This window comes from Amycolatopsis sp. SB7-3 (assembly GCF_041021335.1).
Lineage (GTDB): Bacteria > Actinomycetota > Actinomycetes > Mycobacteriales > Pseudonocardiaceae > Amycolatopsis > Amycolatopsis japonica.
The window spans coordinates 262556-280662 of the sequence record NZ_JBFPJQ010000002.1; the positions used below are offsets into that span (position 1 = coordinate 262556).

At 69.0% G+C, this 18107-nt stretch carries 14 protein-coding genes; 10 read left to right on the forward strand and 4 right to left on the reverse strand.

Translation table 11 applies throughout. The features are described from left to right. Positions 1-20 precede the first annotated feature (20 nt). From AB8M46_RS19470 to AB8M46_RS19480, 3 genes are read right to left on the reverse strand one after another with little or no spacing between them, the layout of a single operon-like run. On the reverse strand, positions 21-2225 hold the full coding sequence (locus AB8M46_RS19470) for a xanthine dehydrogenase family protein molybdopterin-binding subunit (RefSeq protein ID WP_394361047.1): 2205 nt from the start codon (positions 2223-2225) through the stop codon (positions 21-23). Next, entirely contained in the window at positions 2222-3199 is a 978-nt protein-coding gene (locus AB8M46_RS19475; RefSeq protein WP_394361048.1) for an FAD binding domain-containing protein, read from the reverse strand. Before AB8M46_RS19475 ends, AB8M46_RS19470 begins: the two co-directional genes overlap by 4 nt. Next, positions 3199-3795 (reverse strand): (2Fe-2S)-binding protein, encoded by a 597-nt coding sequence (locus AB8M46_RS19480; protein ID WP_394361049.1) that lies wholly within the window; start codon positions 3793-3795, stop codon positions 3199-3201. Before AB8M46_RS19480 ends, AB8M46_RS19475 begins: the two co-directional genes overlap by 1 nt. A 105-nt stretch (positions 3796-3900) precedes the next feature. Between AB8M46_RS19480 and AB8M46_RS19485 the strand changes: the two genes are divergently transcribed. After that, positions 3901-4149, forward strand: a complete 249-nt coding sequence (locus AB8M46_RS19485) for a DUF1272 domain-containing protein (RefSeq protein ID WP_394361050.1) — start codon at positions 3901-3903, stop codon at positions 4147-4149. A gap of 573 nt (positions 4150-4722) precedes the next feature. Here the strand turns inward: AB8M46_RS19485 and AB8M46_RS19490 are convergent. Continuing rightward, positions 4723-7053, reverse strand: coding sequence for an immune inhibitor A domain-containing protein (locus AB8M46_RS19490; RefSeq protein WP_394361051.1), 2331 nt, complete (start codon positions 7051-7053; stop codon positions 4723-4725). A 228-nt stretch (positions 7054-7281) separates the two neighbouring features. Between AB8M46_RS19490 and AB8M46_RS19495 the strand changes: the two genes are divergently transcribed. The 9 genes from AB8M46_RS19495 to AB8M46_RS19535 all read left to right on the forward strand — a co-directional run bounded on the left by AB8M46_RS19495 (position 7282) and on the right by AB8M46_RS19535 (position 17812). After that, on the forward strand, positions 7282-7518 hold the full coding sequence (locus tag AB8M46_RS19495) for a ferredoxin (RefSeq protein WP_037337791.1): 237 nt from the start codon (positions 7282-7284) through the stop codon (positions 7516-7518). Between the two features lie 54 nt (positions 7519-7572). Next, positions 7573-8799 carry a cytochrome P450 gene (locus tag AB8M46_RS19500; protein ID WP_394361052.1) on the forward strand — a complete coding sequence of 409 codons (1227 nt, stop codon included), beginning with the start codon at positions 7573-7575 and terminating at the stop codon, positions 8797-8799. Positions 8800-8865: 66 nt separating this feature from the next. Further along, positions 8866-9312, forward strand: a complete 447-nt coding sequence (locus AB8M46_RS19505) for a hypothetical protein (protein ID WP_394361053.1) — start codon at positions 8866-8868, stop codon at positions 9310-9312. An 85-nt stretch (positions 9313-9397) separates the two neighbouring features. Continuing rightward, entirely contained in the window at positions 9398-10654 is a 1257-nt protein-coding gene (locus tag AB8M46_RS19510) for an amidohydrolase family protein (protein ID WP_394361054.1), read from the forward strand. Between the two features lie 78 nt (positions 10655-10732). Continuing rightward, positions 10733-10981, forward strand: coding sequence for a phosphopantetheine-binding protein (locus AB8M46_RS19515; protein ID WP_037339943.1), 249 nt, complete (start codon positions 10733-10735; stop codon positions 10979-10981). Further along, complete coding sequence (locus tag AB8M46_RS19520) at positions 10978-12537, forward strand: amino acid adenylation domain-containing protein (protein WP_394361055.1); 1560 nt, start codon at positions 10978-10980, stop codon at positions 12535-12537. The genes AB8M46_RS19515 and AB8M46_RS19520 overlap by 4 nt, the downstream gene beginning before the upstream one ends. Positions 12538-12553: 16 nt before the next feature. Beyond that, positions 12554-14971, forward strand: a complete 2418-nt coding sequence (locus AB8M46_RS19525) for a condensation domain-containing protein (protein ID WP_394361056.1) — start codon at positions 12554-12556, stop codon at positions 14969-14971. A gap of 13 nt (positions 14972-14984) precedes the next feature. Next, positions 14985-16274 (forward strand): MFS transporter, encoded by a 1290-nt coding sequence (locus AB8M46_RS19530; RefSeq protein WP_394361057.1) that lies wholly within the window; start codon positions 14985-14987, stop codon positions 16272-16274. Beyond that, positions 16271-17812 (forward strand): amino acid adenylation domain-containing protein, encoded by a 1542-nt coding sequence (locus AB8M46_RS19535; RefSeq protein WP_394361058.1) that lies wholly within the window; start codon positions 16271-16273, stop codon positions 17810-17812. Before AB8M46_RS19530 ends, AB8M46_RS19535 begins: the two co-directional genes overlap by 4 nt. The last annotated feature ends 295 nt before the right edge of the window (positions 17813-18107 follow it).

Below are 18107 nucleotides of genomic sequence, written 5' to 3' on the forward strand. Positions count from 1 at the left end.
ACCCTAAGGCATCCAGACGGTCAGGCGTCGAAGATCTTGTCGAGGGTGATGGGGAGATCGCGGACGCGGCGGCCGGTGGCGTGGTGAACGGCGTTGCCGAGGGCGGCGGCGATGCCGACGGTGCCCAGCTCGCCGATCCCGCGGACACCGAGGGGGTTGAAGACGGTGTCGGGATGGTCGAGGAAGCGAACGTCGATCGGCGGGACGTCGGTGCCGACCGGGACGAGGTAGTCGGCGAGGTTCGCGTTGGCGATGCGGCCGGTATCCGGTTCGACGTGGGTGTTCTCGAGGAATGCCTGGCCGACGCCGAAGATGACGCCGCCGACGATCTGGCTCCGCGCGGTCTTCTCGTTGACGATGGTGCCGGCGTCGATGACCGTCGTCACGCGGCGCACGCGGGGTTCCCCGGTCCAGCGATTGACCGCGACCTCGCAGAAGTGCGCACCGAACGAGGTGAAGGCGAACCGCTCGCGTTCCGGCCCGAGCGCCGAGGTTTCGGTGGCGTCGATCCCGGCGCGATCCGTGATGCCGAGCAGGGTGCCGAAAGCGATCCGCCGCTGGGGGCCCACGACTTCGCCGCGTTCGTAGCGCACCTGATTCCGGTCCATGCCGTGGAACGGGGATCGTTCGTGCGTCACGGCGAGATCGAGCAGCGCGCGTGTCGCGGACAGCGCGGCGGCGTGGACGGCCGGGGCCGAGCTCGCCGTCCCCGCCGAGGCGAACGCGCCGGGGTTGTCGGCCAGCGCGGAGTCGCCGAGCGCGGAGCGGACGCGGCTCACCGGGATGCCGAGCGCGTCGGCGCCGATCATCGCCAGCACCGTCCACATCCCGGTGCCCAGATCCGAGGTCGCGGTGGACACCACCGCCGTGCCGTCGGCCTGCAGCCGGACCTTCCCTGTGGTGCGGTACCGCGCGGCCGGGTAGGCGGCGGTCGCCATTCCGGTGCCGAGCAACCATTCGCCGTCGACGACCGCCCTCGGGACCGGGGCCCGCCGGGACCAGCCGAACGCCTCCGCGCCGACGCGGTAGCACTCGTCGAGATGTTTGCCGGACCACGGCACGCCGCGTCCCGGGTACGTGGTGGCGTAGTTGCGCAGGCGTACCTCGACCGGGTCCACGCCGAGCCGGACCGCCAGTTCGTCCATCGCGGTTTCCAGCGCGAACGAACCGGCCTCCGGACCGGGCGCCCGCATCGGTGTCTGGGGCGGGACGTCCAGGGTCACCAGCCGTTGCCCGACGTGGGTGTTGGGGGAGGCGTAGAAGTAACGCGAGGTGGTGTGCGGCGCGGCTTCGTAGAGGTACCCGTCGCCGCCGCTCGAAAGGCCGGCGTAGGCGTCGTGCTTGACGGCGACGAGACGCCCGCCGCGGTCGGCGCCGAGGGAGACCGTCTGGGACATCGCCGAGCGGTGACCGGTGACGCCGAAGGTCTGCTCCCTGGTGAGCACGATCCGGACCGGACGGCCGAGAGCCTTGGCCGCCGCGGCGGCGAGGACGGGATGCCCCCAGGTGAGGATCTTGTTGCCGAACCCGCCGCCGACGTGCGGGCTGAGCAGGTGCACACGAGAAGGGTCGACGCCGACCGTCGCCGCGATCGTCCCGGCGGCGAGCTGCGGGGCCTGTGCCCCGGAGTAGAGGGTGAGGTAGCCGTCGCGCCAGACCGCGATGGCGGCGTGGGGTTCCATCGCGCTGTGGTACTCGATCGGCTGGGTGTAGGTGGCGGTGACGACCACTTCGCTCGCGCCGAGCGCCTGGTCGATGGACTCGATCCCGTCGGCGAGGAGATCGAGCAGCGGCGGCTCGCCGTTGACGTCCTCCGGCAGGGTGGCGCCGGGCATGCCGTCACGCAGCGACGTCCGCGGCCGGACACTCGCGTAGTCCACCCGGACCAGCGCGGCGGCGTCGCGGGCCTGCTCGAAGGTTTCGGCGACCACCAGGCCGATGATCTGCCCGTGGTAGCGAACCTGGTCGTCCCGCAGGGGAAGCCAGTTGTGGCCGATGCCGGATTCGGCCCCGCCGAACAGCGGCAGCGGGTTAGCGTGCGTGTACACGGCGAGGACGCCGGGGGAGCGGCGCGCGGCGGTCGTGTCGATGCCGCGGATGGTGCCGCGTCCGATCGTGCTCAGCACCAGGTAGCCGTTGGTGAGGCCGTCGACCGGGTAGTCGGCGGAGTAGCGGGCGGCCCCGGTGACCTTGAGCCGTCCTTCGACGCGGGAAATCGAGGTCATGGCCGGTCCGCCAGCTTCATCAGGGCACGGGTGATCGTGCGTTTCAGCAGAGGCACCTTGAAACCGTTGTGGGCCAACGGACGGGCTCCTTCGGTGGCCGCGGCGGCCTTTTCGACGACTTCGAGCCGTAACGGCTTGCCGCGCAGCGCGTCCTCGACCGCGGTCAACCGCCACGGCCGGGTGCCGACCCCGCCCGCCGCGAGCCGCACGTCCCGCACGACGCCGTCACGGACCAGCACCGCGGCGGCGACCGACACGAGCGCGAACTCGTAGGAAGCCCTGTCTCGCACCTTCACGTAGGCCGACCGATCGGCCCAGGCGAGCCGGGGCACGGTCACCTCGGTCACCAGCTCGCCCGGCCGGAGGTCGTTCTCGAGATGCGGCGTGGTGCCGGGCAGCCGGTAGAACCCGTCGAGCCGGACGTCGCGAGATCCTCCCCGGCCGGTAAGCCGCACCGAGGCGTCCAACGCCACGAGGGCCACCGCGAGGTCACTTGGATGCGTGGACACACAGGCGTCACTGGTGCCCAGGATGGCGTGCGAGCGGTGGGCGCCCGTGATCGCCGGGCAGCCGGAGCCGGGGGTTCGTTTGTTGCACGGCGTCGCGGTGTCCCGGAAGTAGCCGCATCTGCTGCGCTGCAACAGGTTCCCGCCGATGCTGGCCATGTTGCGCAGCTGAGGTGAGGCACTGGCCAGCAGCGCCTCGGCGAGCACGGGATACCGCGCACCCACCAGCGGATGCGCGGCCACGTCGCTCATCCGCTCGAGCGCGGCGATGTGCAGCCCGTGCCGGTCCGTCCACACCCCGGTCAGCGGCAGGCGGTTGATGTCGACCACCCGGCTCGGTGTCAGCACTTCGAGCTTCATGAGGTCCACCAGCGTCGTGCCGCCCGCGAGATAGGCGGCGCCCGGCGCGCCACCGCGGTCGAGCGCCTCGGCCACCCCGCGGGTGACGGTGAAGTCGTAAGGCCGCATCAGTCCGCCGCTCCCACGGCCCGGATCGCGTTGACGATGGAGCCGTACGCGCCGCAACGGCAGATGTTGCCGGACATGAGCTCCCGGATCTGCTCCGGCGAACGTGCCTGGCCTTCCCGGAGGACGGCGACCGCCGACATGATCTGCCCGGAAGTGCAGAAGCCGCACTGGAAACCGTCGTGGTCGAGGAACGCCTGCTGCACCGGATGCAACGCGGAGCCGCGCGCCAACCCCTCGATGGTGGTGACCCTTCGACCGCTGACCGAGCCCGCCAGCGTCAGGCAGGCCAGCACCCGCCGTCCGTCGACGTGCACCGTGCACGCCCCGCACTGACCGCGGTCGCAGCCCTTCTTCGTCCCGGTCAACCCGAGCCTGTCGCGTACCGTGTCGAGCAACGTCACCCGCGGATCGAGCCGCAGCCGCTCCACGCGTTCGTTGACCCGCAACTCCACGTCGACGAGATCGTCTCCCCGGCCGTCGGGCTCCGCGCCCGCCGCGTCCGGTCCGGCGACGGCCAGCGCGGCGGACGCGGTCGCTGTCCGCGCGAGGAAGCCGCGGCGGGAGATTCCGCCCTCGTTCGAGTCGTCACTGCTCACTGAACCCTCCAGAACCTGCTCGGCGGTCAGGGGATGGAGTCTCGTGGATCGCCTCCCGATCCGATATCGCTCAGGTGAACAGGCGCCTCGGGTAGAGTCCGCGGCATGCTCGAGATCAGGCCGAACTGCGAGTGCTGCGATCGGGATCTGCCGCCCTCGGTGGACGCGCGGATCTGCACGTTCGAGTGCACCTTTTGCCCTGGCTGCGCGGAAGACCGCTTCGGTGGCGTGTGCCCCAACTGCGGGGGCGAACTCGTACGGCGTCCCGTCCGGCCGGCCGCTCTGCTCGAACGTCACCCGGCGTCGGAGCGGCGAGTGGTCAACGCGCACGCTTCCTGCACGCAGGCCTCGTGAGTGCGTCGGTCGTTCTGAATGTGGGTGGCCTGGCCGCAGGTCCGTGAAGGCCTCCTTGCCTACCCTGAAGGTAGGCAAGGAGGCCTTCACGGACTGCATGGGGCGCGCCTCGTGAGTGGTAAAGGCGGTTAGAGCCAAGGGGGTCTAAATTGCCTCCCGCGGAGAGCGGCTGCGGCTGATCCAACCTGCGTCAGTGGGCACTAGCGGAGTGGTGTGGGCTGAAGGCTCCCTTCACCGAGTCTGATGCGGCGAAAGGAGCCTTCGCCCGCGGTCGGCTACGAGGAGCGGCGGTTCGGTCCAGGTGCCGCCTCGTGAGTGTTTTGGGTCGTTAGAACGACCAAAAACACTCACGACCGGCAAGCTCTGGTCCTGGCACCTCACGAGGTTGTACTTGGGAAGGTGTGAAGGTCGCGTTTCCTCGGCTGAGCCGAGGGGAGGGGTCCTTCATGCGATACCGCTGTGACCCTGGTGCATATGGGACGCACGTGGCGATCGTCCAGTCCGTGAAGGCCTCCTTGAGGGACCCAGAGTCCCTCAAGGAGGCCTTCACGGACCAGCCCCACGAGCCGCCCGCTACTTGTGGTCCACCCGGATCCGCATCGAAGTACCGTGCTGCGAAAGCACCCGGATCGTGGTCCCGGTGGCCGGCAGGAGCACACCCGCGTTCGGCTGCTCGGGGAACAGGAACGTCCCGGTGTCATCGAACAGCGGCACTGCGTTCTGCCCCCGGATGTAGCTGGGCTTTCCGTTGACGTGAAGCGTGAACGAGTCTGCCTTGCGGAGCGAGAACGGCATGTCGTAGCCGGCGATCCGGGATCGCCACGGCACACCCTCGATGTTGTAGATCGGCGCCGGATGCGCGTCTATCGGGAGGATCAGGCCGGAGCCGAGATGCTCACTGGTGTTGTTGTCCATTTCGGACGTATCCCAATAGGACACCACGAGCCCGATCTGATACGGGAAGTGCTCGACAAACGCGGGCCGGTCGGGGAACCCGAAGTTGTAGGGACCCGTGCGCAGATACTGCCCATAAGACTCGTAGGTACGGTTCGACGCGAGGTAGAAGTTGTCGTACGAGCGGGTCTCGGTGGCGCCCGCGGTCCGGAAGCCGTCGAGCTGCCAGCCGTTCGCGCCGTTCTCCGCTCCGTCGGTCAGCAGCGGCGCGCCGTCCGCGACGATCGAGATCTCGTCGGCGAAGAACCCGTTACGCGCCAAAGCGCCGTCGGTTCGGTACTGGAAGCGGACGAGTACCTTCTTGCCCGCCACGACATCGAGCGGAACGGTCATATCCACCCAGTTCCCACCCGAACTGCTGGACAACCCCGGCTGGCCACCGAAGTCCCGTTGGAACGGCGCGCCACCGACGATTCCGTCCAGTGAGGTCCACGTGACGCCGCCGTCCGTCGACACCTGCGTGTAGAGGAAGTCGAAATCCGGCTGAATGTCGAAACGAGCCTTCAGGGTCAGCGACGCCGTCGTCTTGCCCGCCAGGTCGATCTGCCGGGTCATGGTGCTGGAAAGATTGTTGCCCTTGGTGCTCCACCACTGGTTCGGCCCGGCGAACGGCTGTCCATAGTGGAACGTCTTCTGCTTGTCGGGCAGTACGACCACGACCCCTTGGGCCTTGGCCGAGTTGTATTCGTGCGGGCCGAGTTCGAGGGTGCGGGTCCGGCCCGCCACCACGACCTCGTAGTCGAGCCAGCCGAGCTGGAGTTTCGACCACGCGTCCAGATCGTTGATGCGCGTGCCGATGACCTCGCCTGGCCCGGAGACGCGTTGCTGTGCCATCGGCGACCACCAGCTGACGTTGTTGGCGCCGCCGTTGGTGTCGTACAGGTCGGGCAATCCGAGGTCGTGCGCGAATTCGCGGCAGAACACGCTGATACCGCCGTTTTCCGGCTGGATGGTGTAGTTGCCGACCCAGATTCCGCTGTCACCGATCTGGGTTCCGCCCCGTCGGTTGCCTTGCGGGCCGGTGGTGGTGTTGGCGAACACGTAGGCGCTGTGGCTGTAGATGGCGTCCTCGCCGTGGACCCGGTCACCGTCGGCCTGGTCGGCCCCGGCGTGCACGATCTGGAAGTGGTCGAGGTACCCGTCCGGTTCGTTGAAGTCGCCGTCCTGGTCGAAGTCGTCACGGTCCCAGACGTCGAAGGTGGCGAGTTGGGCTCGGATCTGTTCCGGTGTCCGGCCGGCCGCGCGTTGCCCCTCGTACCAGGCGTTGGCGGCGTCGGTCACCAGGTCGAAGGCGTTGGAGCAGACGACGCCCGCGCACGGGAAACCGTTCGACCGTCCGTACCGGGCTTCGTTGAACGGCACCGTGGTCCAGTCGGTGACCATGCCCTCGACCGAAAACCGGCCGGATGACTGCTTCCGGTAGTAGTTGGCGACCGAGTCGGCGCCGGGAGCGGTGGAGAAGTACAGGTCCTGGTAATGGCGGCGGTCATAGGACGGTTGCCAGATGGTGGTGTTGTCGACGCGCCGGTCGGGCTCGGGGATCTGGTCGCGACGCGGGCCGTCGAAGCGCACCGGGCCGGGAATGGCCGGGTCGGTGTCGACGTCGGGATAGGACGGATGCCGCCGGTCGCCGAACTCGGCGAGCACCACGAAGATCCGGTCGGTCGATTCCCGTGCCAGCTCGACGTACTCGTCGACATCGCCGCGGCGCGTCTTCGCGACGGTGCTCGCGCCGCGTCGTTCGGCGACTTCCTTGCCCTTCAACACCTCCGCGAGGGCCTGCTGCCGCAGTTTCCGGCGCTGGACGTCGCCTGGGCCGGGCAGGTCGTCCCCGCCGAGGGGCTCGGCGGTCACCGGGGCCGCGGGTGCCGCGGTGGCGGCCGGGATGTCGGCTGTCAAGCCGGAGACGAGGACGACGGCGCACAGGCCGGCACAAAGTCTTCGTAGCAAGGAAAATCACCTCTGGAGGTTCCGGTCTCGATTCGGCCGGGTTGGTCGTGAGTGGCGATTCGTGTTCTAACCCGAATCGCCACTCACGACCAACCCGGCCAACCGCGGACCGGCAGCGTTCAAGGGAGAGAACACCTTGCGCCACAAGCCGTTCCCGTGAACCATCGGGCTCCTTCGTTCAACTGGACCCGGAGCGGCAGTTGAACGGTCGAATCCAAGGAGACTGACATGACCGAGAGCGGTCGCCGCTGGCGGATCGTCGTGGACCAGGACTCGTGCATGGGTTCCGGGGTGTGCGTGGGAGATCTTCCGCATCGGTTCCGGATCGTCGGCGATCGCTCGCAGCCGGTCGACGCCGAGATCGGTGCCGACGAGGAAGTGCTCGCCGCGGCCGATTCCTGCCCACGGGAGGCGATCCGCGTCGTGGACGTGGCGACCGGCGAGGTGCTGGCGCCCCTCGAATGACCCTGCCTCGAACAAGACACCGTGTCCGGCCCGCCGGACGCGTGGAGGACGTTGATGCAAAGCCGTCGAACGACGAACGTCGAAAGGCTCTCGGCCGACTTCGTCCAGGATTCCTACACGTTGTACGCGCGGTTGCGGGAAGCGGGCCCGCCCCGGCAAGTGATGATGCCGCACGGCATCAAGGTGTGGATGGTGACCCGCTACCACGACGCCCGCGCCCTGCTGGCGGACCCGCGGATCAGCAAGGACGGGCGGCGGGTCAACGAGTTGTTCGCCCGGCACGCCGAGTCGCCCGACAAGGCGCCCGCGTCGGTCGACGACGAACTCGCCGCGCATATGCTCAACAGCGATCCGCCGAATCACGTCAGATTGCGGAGACTGGTCGGCAAGGCCTTCACCGAACGCCGGGTGAAGCTCCTGCGGCCGCGGATCGAGGAGATCACCGGGGAACTGCTCGACAAGATGGCCGGTTCACGGGAGGCGGAACTGATCGAGGATCTCGCCGCCCCGCTGACCATCACCGTGCTCGCCGAACTGCTCGGCGTTCCACCCGAGAACCGCAAAGTGTTCCGTACCTGGACGAACACGCTCGTCGGCGCCAACCACACGCCGGAGGAAGTGGCCACGGCTTCGGCCGCGGTCGCCAAGTTCACCGAAGACCTGATCGACGCGAAGCTCGCCGACCCGGGCGAAGACATGTTCAGCGCGCTGGTCCAGGCCACCGAATCAGGGGACAGGCTCAGCAAAGACGAACTGGTGGCGATGGTCTTCCTGCTCGTGGTGGCCGGGCACGACACCACGTTGAGCATGGTCGGCAACGGGGTGTACGCCCTGCTCCGCCATCCGGACCAGCTCGCCCGGTTGCGGGCGGATCCGTCGTTGCTGCCCGCCGCGGTCGAGGAACTGCTGCGCTACGAGGGTTCGGTCAGCCTGGCGACGTTCCGCTTCACCACCGACGACATCGCCCTGGACGGCGTGACCATTCCCGCCGGGGAGATCGTGGTGGTGGCGCTGGGGTCGGCGAACCGCGACACGGAGAAGTTCGTGAACGCCGACAGCCTGGACATCACCCGCGGGCTCGGCAGCCATCTCGCCTTCGGACACGGCATCCACTACTGCGCCGGCGCGCCGCTGGGCCGATTGCAGGTGGAGATCGGCATCGGCAGGCTCCTGGAACGGTTTCCGGACCTGGCGCTGGCCGTGGAACCGGACCAGCTTCGCTGGAAGACCAGCACCATCATGCACGGCCTCGTCTCGCTACCGGTGTCGCTCCACGGCTAGACCGCGTCCGCACGCCCCGCCGCGAAAGCCCAAGGCCTTCGCCGCGGGGCGTGCTACCGTTTCCGCATGGGCGATTTCGATTTCCTCGTAGGCTCGTGGAATGTCCACAACCGCCGCCTCGCCAAGCGATTGGCCGGCAGCGACGACTGGGTCGAATTCACCGCACCCGCGAAGTGTTGGAGCCTTTTCGAAGGAAAGGCGAATGTCGACGAGATCGTTTTCCCGGACGGCGTGCGAGGCCTGACCCTGCGCCTGTTCGACCCCGCGACCGAGAAGTGGTCGCTGAACTGGTCGAGCAGCGACACCGGGAGGCTCTTCCCGCCTGTCGTCGGCAGTTTCAGCGACGGCCGCGGGGTCTTCCACGGCGACGACAACGAGGGCGGCACCCCCGTGCGGGTCCGGTTCGTCTGGTCGGACATCACCGAGGATTCGGCCCGCTGGGAACAAGCCTTCTCGGCCGACGACGGCGAGACGTGGGAACTCAACTGGATCATGGATTTCCGGCGGGCCTGACGATCATATTTCCGTGAGCGGCGATTCGCGGTGTGCAATCGTCGCCGCGTGACCGGAGCGGCCGCGGTCTGCTTCTCTGGCCCGCATGCAGCAACGCATCGAAGCCTCTCAACTGATTCCCGGACGCGGCGCACCGATCGTCGACGGTGTCGTGATCGTCGAGGGCGACAGGATCCGCTACGCCGGTCCGCGTGACGAGGCGCCGTCCACTCCCGGCGCCGACGTCACCCGCGGGCATACCGTGATGCCCGGAATGTGGGACTGTCACGGGCATTTCATGGGCCTGCGCAGCGCGGACCTGCACGATCTGATGCACGAGCCGATCGCGTTGCGGTCGGCGCGGTGCGTGTCGGACCTGCGGGCCTGCCTCGACTCGGGCTTCACCTCCATTCGCGAGGTCGGCGGTCTCGGCATCCACCTGGCCCGCGCGGTCGCCGAGGGCACCATCGAAGGACCGACGATCTACAGCGCGGGCACGGCGTTGTCGACCACCGGCGGGCACGGCGACGTGCACGGTTTCCCCGTCCCGTGGATCAACGACTTCGGGCATCTCGGCGGCGAACTGCGGCTCGCCGACGGCCCGGCCGAATGCGCGCGGGCCGCTCGCGAGCAGTTGCGCAACAACGCCAGGCTCATCAAGGTCTTCGCCTCCGGCGGGGTTCTGTCCGAAGTGGACCATCCGCATCACCAGCAGTTCACCGACGCCGAACTGGCGGCGATCGTCGAGGTGGCCGGCCAGGCCGAGCGGGTCGTCGCGGCGCACTGCCACGGCAAGCCGGGCATCATGGCCGCGTTGAAGGCGGGGGTACGCACCATCGAGCACGGTACCTACCTGGACGAGGAAGCCGCCGCGGCGATGCGCGAGACCGGCGCGATCCTGGTGCCGACCCGCGCCATCATGCATCTACTCCTCACCAGCGACCTGGTTCCGCCGTATGCCAAGCGAAAGTTGGAAGAGGTCGCCGGGCGGCATCTCGACGCGATCGCGCTGGCCCGCGAGGCGGGCGTCACCATCGCGTTGGGCACCGACCTCGCGATGACCGGCCCCGACCGGCCCACGCAGTGGGGGAAGGGCGGCATCGAGTTGTCGCTGATGGTCAAGGGCGGCGCCACCCCGCTGGAAGCGATCGAGATGGCCACGGCCGTCGCGCCCGACACGCTCGGCCCGCAGGCGCCGCGCTCGGGGCAGCTGCTGGCCGGCTACGACGCCGACGTGCTCCTGCTGGACGCGGATCCGGTGCTGGACATCGGTGTCCTCGCCGATCCGGCGCACGTGACCGACGTCTGGAAAGCCGGCCGCCAGGTGAAAGGCGGCGAATCCGGGCAACAACAACGGCTTTAGAACCCGAGTACATCGAGAGAACAGCCGCGACGGCGATGGTCTCGGTGACGAAGCCCCGGCCCCATGGAGAAAATGCCCATGAGTGACACGATTGTCGATTTCGACGCGATCATCACGCGGTACGCGACCTTCACCTTCGACGACTCGACGCCCTTGCTCGACGCGGGGCTGGAATCACTGGCGTTGCTGCGTCTCGCGGTCGACGTGGCGGGCGACGACGACGCCGAGATCGACGCCACCCGGCTGGTCGATCTGCACACGGTCGCCGACTTGAAACGCTGGCTGGCCGATCTGGCCACCGCCGGCCAGGACGGGGGTGCGCGATGACGACACGGAGGCTCTTCGACTGGTTCGGCGACACGGTGGCGGGTTCCGGTTCCTCGACGGCGATCGAGGTCGCCGGGCTCACCTTGAGCTACGACGAATTGCGGGCCGCCGTCGAGCGGATGGCGGTACGCCTGGTTTCGGCGGCGGGCAGGCGGCCGGACCGCGTCGGCCTGCTGACGTCACGCAGCCTCGCGAGCTACGTCGGTTACCTGGCGATCCAGCGGCTCGGCGCCGCCGTGGTGCCGCTCAACCAGGGCGCGCCGGTCGCCAGGAACCTGGTGATCACCAAGGATGCCGGCCTGGACGTGACGATCGTCGACGACACCTCGGCCAAGCAGTTGCCGGAGTACCCGCGGCAGTCGGGGATCCCGATCGTCGACCTGACCGGTGACCGGTGGCGGGCCCTGCTCGACGGTGGCGAGCCGCTGCCCGAGATCGGTTCCGGCGACGGCGACGTCGCGTACATCATCTACACCTCCGGCTCGACGGGGAGCCCCAAGGGCGTGCCGGTCACGCATGAATGCGTCTCCTCGTTGCTGGAGGACAACATCCAGCGGTTCGGGTTCGCCGACGACTGCCGGGTTTCGCAGACCTTCGAGCTCTTCTTCGACGGTTCGATCGTCGAGCTCTTCGCCACCTGGGGGACCGGCGCGACCCTGTGCGTCCCGCAGCACAGCGAGGTGTTCACACCGGTGCGTTTCGTGAACGAAAAACGGCTTACCCACTGGCTTTCCGTGCCGTCGATCATCTCCTTCGCCCGCAGGCTGCGCGCACTCGCTCCGGGCAGCATGCCGAATCTCCGCCGCGGCATGTTCGGCGGCGAGCCGCTGAACCTCGAACAGGTCGAGGTGTGGCGCGCGGCCGCCCCCAACGCGAAGATCCACAACTGTTACGGGCCCACGGAGCTGACGGTCATCTGCACCGGCTACGAAGTGCCCGCCGAGCGCGCGGACTGGCCGGTCACCTCGAACCGGTCCATGCCGATCGGCGAGATCTTCCCGCATCTGGACTACGTCCTGCTCGACGAAGACCTGCGGGAATGCTCGGACGGCGAGCTGTGCGTGCGCGGCCCGCAGCGTTTCCCCGGCTACCTGGACTCCGGCGACAACGCTGGGCGCTTCCTGTCCTTCGACGGCGAGCGGGGCGCGGTCTACGACGGCACCGAGCCGCTGACCCCGGCCCACTGGTACCGCACCGGAGACCGGGTGCGCCGGGAAAGCGGCGAGCTGGTCCACCTCGGCCGCGTCGACGACCAGATCAAGGTCCGGGGCAACCGGGTCGAACTGGGCGAGATCGAATCGGCGCTGCGGCGGCATCCGTCGATCGCCGAAGTGGTCGTGGTGGCGCTCACCGCGGCCGACGGCGAGGTGGACCTGCACGCGGTCTACGCGGGCGATCCCGTGGACGAGAGCGAGTTCGTCCGGCTGCTCGAAGAGCTCCCGGTCTACATGCGCCCGAGGGGCTACCACCAGCGCGACAGCATTCCGTTGGCCGCCAACGGAAAGGTCGACCGCAAGGGCCTGACCGAAGAGATCCTGCCGATCGTCCGCCGATAACCGGAAAGGAATTCCGTTGAACGCTCCCGTCGCGACGGACACCGGCATGTTCCCGGCCAGTGCCCTCATGGAGATGCTCTGGTGGATCCACCAGAGGGCCAAGAACAAGTCCGTCTACAACCAGACCTGGCCGCTGAAGGCCGACCGGCCGCTGGACTTCGACGCCCTGCGGGTCGCCTGGCAGGCCGTGGTGGACCGCTACGAGGCGATGCGCGCGAGCCTGCACCACCGTGACGGCGCGATCATGGTGTCCATTGTGGACCATGTCGAGGTCGAGCCGCAGCGGATCGAGATCGAAGACCCCGGTTCCGTGCCGGTGGAGCCCCTGCTCCGGTCGATCGCGGGGGAGATCCAGGAGCGTCCGCTCGCGCTGGACGTGGCCCCGGCGGCGCGGCTGGTGGCGGTGACCGTCGGTGACCAGCACGAGTTGCTGGTCACCGTCCACCACGCCCTCGTCGACGGCTGGGGAATGCAGTTGCTGATGGACGACTTCGTCAAGGCCTACGCGGCCGCGGTGGCGGGCGAGGAGCCGGATTTCGGCGGCGAGCCCCAGGTGTCGTTCCGCGAGCACATCCTGGCCTCGAACGCCGCCCGCACCGACGGCCGCTGGGACGCGAGCCTGAAGTACTGGCGCGAGAAGCTCGACGGCGCGGTGACCACGACCCTGGTCGCGGACCGGCACACTTACACCGGCACCGGCAACAAGGGCGGGATGGTGCGGTTCGTCTTCAGCAAGGAGGCCGTCGACGGCATCGGAACCCTGGCGAAGCGGTACTTCACCACGCCGTTCAGCGTGCTGTTCGCCGCGCTGCAGACGGTGCTCGCCCGGGGCGGCGCCGGCCCGGAGGTCTGCACGGGCCTGGTCAGCGCCAACCGGATGACACCACAGGACCAGGCGCTGGTCGGATATCTGGCCAACGTCCTGGTGACCAGGACCGTCGTCGAGGACGGCGATTCGTTCGGCACGGTGGTCGAGCGGGTCCGCGACGGTATGTGGGACAGCCTCGCCCACCAGACGGTGCCCTTCTCCCTGGTGTACGGCGCGCTCACCGAATCGGCGCAGGCGCGGCTGCGGGACGCGATCCCGATCCTGGTCACCTGGTACGGGTCGATCGGGGTCGGGTTGCGGCTCGGCGACGTCGAACTGACGCTGCAACGCGCGCCGAACCGGGCCGCCCGCACCGATCTCGGGTTCGGGGTGTTCGACTTCGACGGCGAATACATCGTCGAGTCGGAGTACAACGTCGGCCGGTTCGACCATTCGACCGCGCGTCGGCTGTTCCAGGACATCGACCGGGTCCTCGCCGAGGGCGGCCTCGACCCGGAGCTGCCGGTGGGCACCATCGAGGTCGGGTCCAGGACGGCGCCCGCCTATCTGGAGCACACCATCACGACGGCGGATCTGGACACCACGGAGATGCCGGAATCCGCGTCGCTCGACCAGGTCCGCCACGTTTGGACCGAAGTGCTCGGCACTCCACCGACCGGAGCCGACGAGGACTTCTTCGCCACCGGCGGCCGGTCGCTGAAGGTCGTCCAGTTCGCGTCGGCCCTCGAAGCCGAAAGCGGCGTGACGCTGGACATCACCGGATGGCTCACCGAGCCGACCCCACGCAAGGCGGCCGAGCAGCTCGACGGTGGCGCCGGCGTCGGCGACGGGAGCACGCTGGTCGTCCTCCAGGACGGCGAAGGCCCGCATCTGCACCTGCTGCCCGGCGCGGGCGGCACCGTGCGGGACTACCGCGAGCTGGTGGCCGAACTGCCGTCGGACTGGCGGGTCACGGCGTCGCAGGAACGCGCTCCGCTGGACTCGATCCCGGCCATGGCCGCGAGATTCCGCGCCGATCTCGACGCCGAGGACCTGCGCCCCGATCTGCTCGGCGGCTGGTCGATGGGCGGGCAGATCGCGTTCGAGATGGCGGCCACCGGCCACGGGACCCCGCCACCGGTGGTGCTGCTCGACTCGACACCGCCGGTCGAGCACGACATTCCTCGCGAGGTGCGGGACGCGGTGGTGTACGAGGTCTTCAGCGAGAACATGGCCGTGACCTTCGGCGCGACCCTCGACGGCACGCCCGCCAAGACCACGCCGGGGGATCCCGAACTGGCGATGCGGGTACTGGCCGCCCGGCTGGCCACGGCGAGCGGTCAGCCGGTTTCGGTGGCGATGCTCCTCGAGCGCTGGACGACGTTCAACCGGCACACCGACGCGGTCGGTTCGTACGTCAGCGAACGCCCGCTCGAAGCGCCCGCGCTGCTCGTCCGGGCGGAGCTGGCCGACCATCAGGTGGATCAGTGGTCTGGCCAGTTCTCCACGCCACCACGGCTGATCCAGGTCGAGGCCGACCACTACGGGATGCTCCGAGCCCCGGCGATCGCGGAGATCGCCCGCGCGATCGTGGGGCTCCGGACCACCACCACACCGTCAGCGTGATCTTGGAGGAGCTGTGTCCGAGCGACCTTCGACCGTGCCCGCCCCCACGACCGGGGCTGGGCCGTCGCCGCGGCGCAACGAGTGGCTGCTGATCTCGTTCACCGGCACGACCAACACCGCCGACGCGGTGATGCGGGTGGCGCTTCCGTTGCTGGCCACCACGGTGACTGATTCACCGGCGTCGATCGCCGCCGTGGCGATGATGCTGACCCTGCCGTGGCTGATCACCGCGCTGCATATCGGTGTGCTGGTGGACCGCAAGAACCGGCGGTCGCTGATGGTGGGCGCCGAATTCGCCAGGATGGCCGCGATGGCGGTGATGCTGGCCGCGGTCGCGCTGGACGTCGTGAACCTGCCGCTGATCCTCGCCGTGGCACTGGTGCTGGGCGTCGCAGAGGTCGTCGCGCAGCTGTCCGCGATGTCGATCATTCCGTCGGTGACCCCGAAGAGCCGATGGCAGGCGCTGAACGCGCGGCTCACCGCGACCGAGTACGTCACGTTCAGCTTCCTGGGCGCGCCGATCGGCGGATTCCTGGTGGCCGCCGGGTTCGCCGTCGCGCTGGGGACGAGCGGCGCGGTGTACCTGTTCGGCGCGTTGCTGTTGACGCTGCTGGTCGGCGACTTCGCGGTGAAGCAGCAGAAGGAGCGCCGTCCGGCCAGGGCGGAGATCCGTGAGGGCCTGGTCTTCCTGTGGCGGCACCGGTTGCTGCGGACGATGGCGGCGCTGATCACGGGCATGGCCGGCTGTTGGGCCGCCTGGTACGCGCTGATCCCGGCGTACGCGGTCGGCGGTCCGCTCGGTCTCACCCCGGCGCAGTACGGGTTCCTGCTGACCAGCCTCGGCGCCGGCGGTGTGCTCGGCACGGTGCTGGTCGGCCCGGTCAACCGGCTGATCGGCAGGCGCTGGGCGATGTTCGTCGACATCGTCGGCACGGTGCTGATGGTCGGGGTCCCCGCGGTGATCCCCGCCGGTCCGGCCGCTGTCTGGCCGGTCGGGGTCGCCGCGTTCCTCGCCGGCGTCGGCGGGACGATGTGGACGGTGAACTCGCGGGTGATCAGCCAATCGCTGGTACCCAACGAACTGCTGGGCCGGTTCGGTGCCGCGAGCAGACTGCTCTCCTGGGGAATGCTCCCGGTGTCCGCGGCCGTGGCGGGCGGTCTGGCCGAACTGTTCGGGTTCCAGATCGCGTTCGGGGTCTTCGCGGTGGTCTGCCTGCTCATGGTCTACCCGTTCCTGCGGGTGATCACCGCGGACGCGGTCGCCGAGGCCGACGCCCCCGCCGCGGAAGGCAGCGGGAAGTGATCGATCCACAAGGGACGATGTACGGCTGGTTCCTCGACACCGTAGGGAGATTCCCCGATGCGACGGCGATCGAAGTCCAGGAGCACGCCCTGAGCTACCGCGAACTCCGGCTGCTCGCCGAAAGGCTGGCGGCCGGGCTGGTGCGGGTGGCGGGTGGGCGTCCGCACGCGGTCGGCCTGCCCGCCACGCGCGGCCTGGCCACGTACGCCGGTTACCTCGCGGCGCTGCGGCTCGGCTCGATCGTCGTCCCGCTCAACCCGAAGTTCCCGCCTGAGCGCAACCGGGCCATGTGCGTGGCGGCCGGAGTCGACGTCGTGGTGGCCGATGACGTCAGCGGGGCGGAAGTGGCGGACGGCACCGGTGCCGTCGCGCTGCCCCTGCTCGGCGACTGGCCCGAGCGGCTGCCCGAATCGTGGAGCCCGCCCTACGAAGGCGATCCTGACGCGGTGGCGTATCTGCTGTTCACCTCCGGGTCGACCGGGACACCCAAGGGCGTGCCGATCCGGCACCGGAACGTGGCCGGATACTTGGCGCACTGCGTCGAGCGATACGAGGTCGAGCCCGGTTGCCGGCTGTCCCAGACGTTCGACCTGACCTTCGACCCGTCGGTGTTCGATCTGTTCGTCTCGTGGAGCACCGGCGCGACCCTCGTGGTGCCCTCCGAAGCGGAGGTGCTCACCCCGGCCCGGTTCGTCACGGGGAAGCGGATCACCCACTGGTACTCGGTCCCGTCCGTGGTGTCCCTCGCCGGGCGGCTGCGCGGGCTGCGTCCCGGGGCGATGCCCGATCTGCGCTGGAGCGTCTTCGCCGGCGAGCAGCTGACCATGGATCAGGCCAGGGCCTGGGCCGCGGCCGCGCCGAACAGCGTGGTGGAGAACGCGTACGGTCCCACCGAACTGACCGTCACGGTCACCGCGTACCGGCTGCCCGCCGATCCCGCGTCGTGGCCCGAGACGTCCAACGGCACCGTGCCGATCGGCCAGGTGCACGACGCGCTCGACGCGGTGCTGGTCACCGAAGACGGGCGCGCGGGCGAAGACGGCGAGCTGTGCGTCCGCGGCGGCCAGCGTTTCGACGGCTACCTCGACCCGGCGGACGACCGAGGCCGGTTCTTCCGCGGCGAAACGTCGTTCGCCGTGGCCGACGGCGCGCCGCGGGCGGGTGACTGGTACCGCACCGGAGACCGGGTCCGGCGGGAACACGGCGAACTCGTCCACATCGGACGGTTGGACGATCAGGTCAAGATCCGCGGCTACCGCATCGAACTCGGCGAGATCGAAGCCGTGCTGCGGACACATCCGGGTGTACGCGACGCGGTGGTGCTCGCCGTGCCGTCGCGGGGTGGGGCGACCGTGCTGCACGCCCTGCACACCGGTGAGCCGGTCGATGCCGATGAGTTGATCGCTGCCGTCGCCCGGCGCCTTCCCGAGTACATGGTTCCGGCTTTCGTGCACCACGTGGACACTTTTCCCGTCAACGCGAGTGGGAAGATCGACCGGCGGCGGTTGGCCGCCGAAGCGGGGGAGGCCGGTCGGTGACGGGGAGCGCTGCGGTCGCAGATCGCGCGTGAAGGGCCCCTTCCCTCGGCTCAGTCGAGGGAAGGGGCCCTTCACGCGCGAATCCTGTGGGGCACTGATGTCCTGAAGGCCACCATTGAGACGTCCAACGTCCCCAGCTAGGCCTTCACGCGCCATTCGCAGGGCGAGTGCCGCGGTAACGAGTGGGTTGCGGAGGCCTTGCCTTCTTCACCTGCAGGTGGGAAGGAATGCCTATGAGGTGTGAGTTTTGAACTGGCGATGTGGGCAGGCCGATCCTGAGTGTCCACAAGGGACA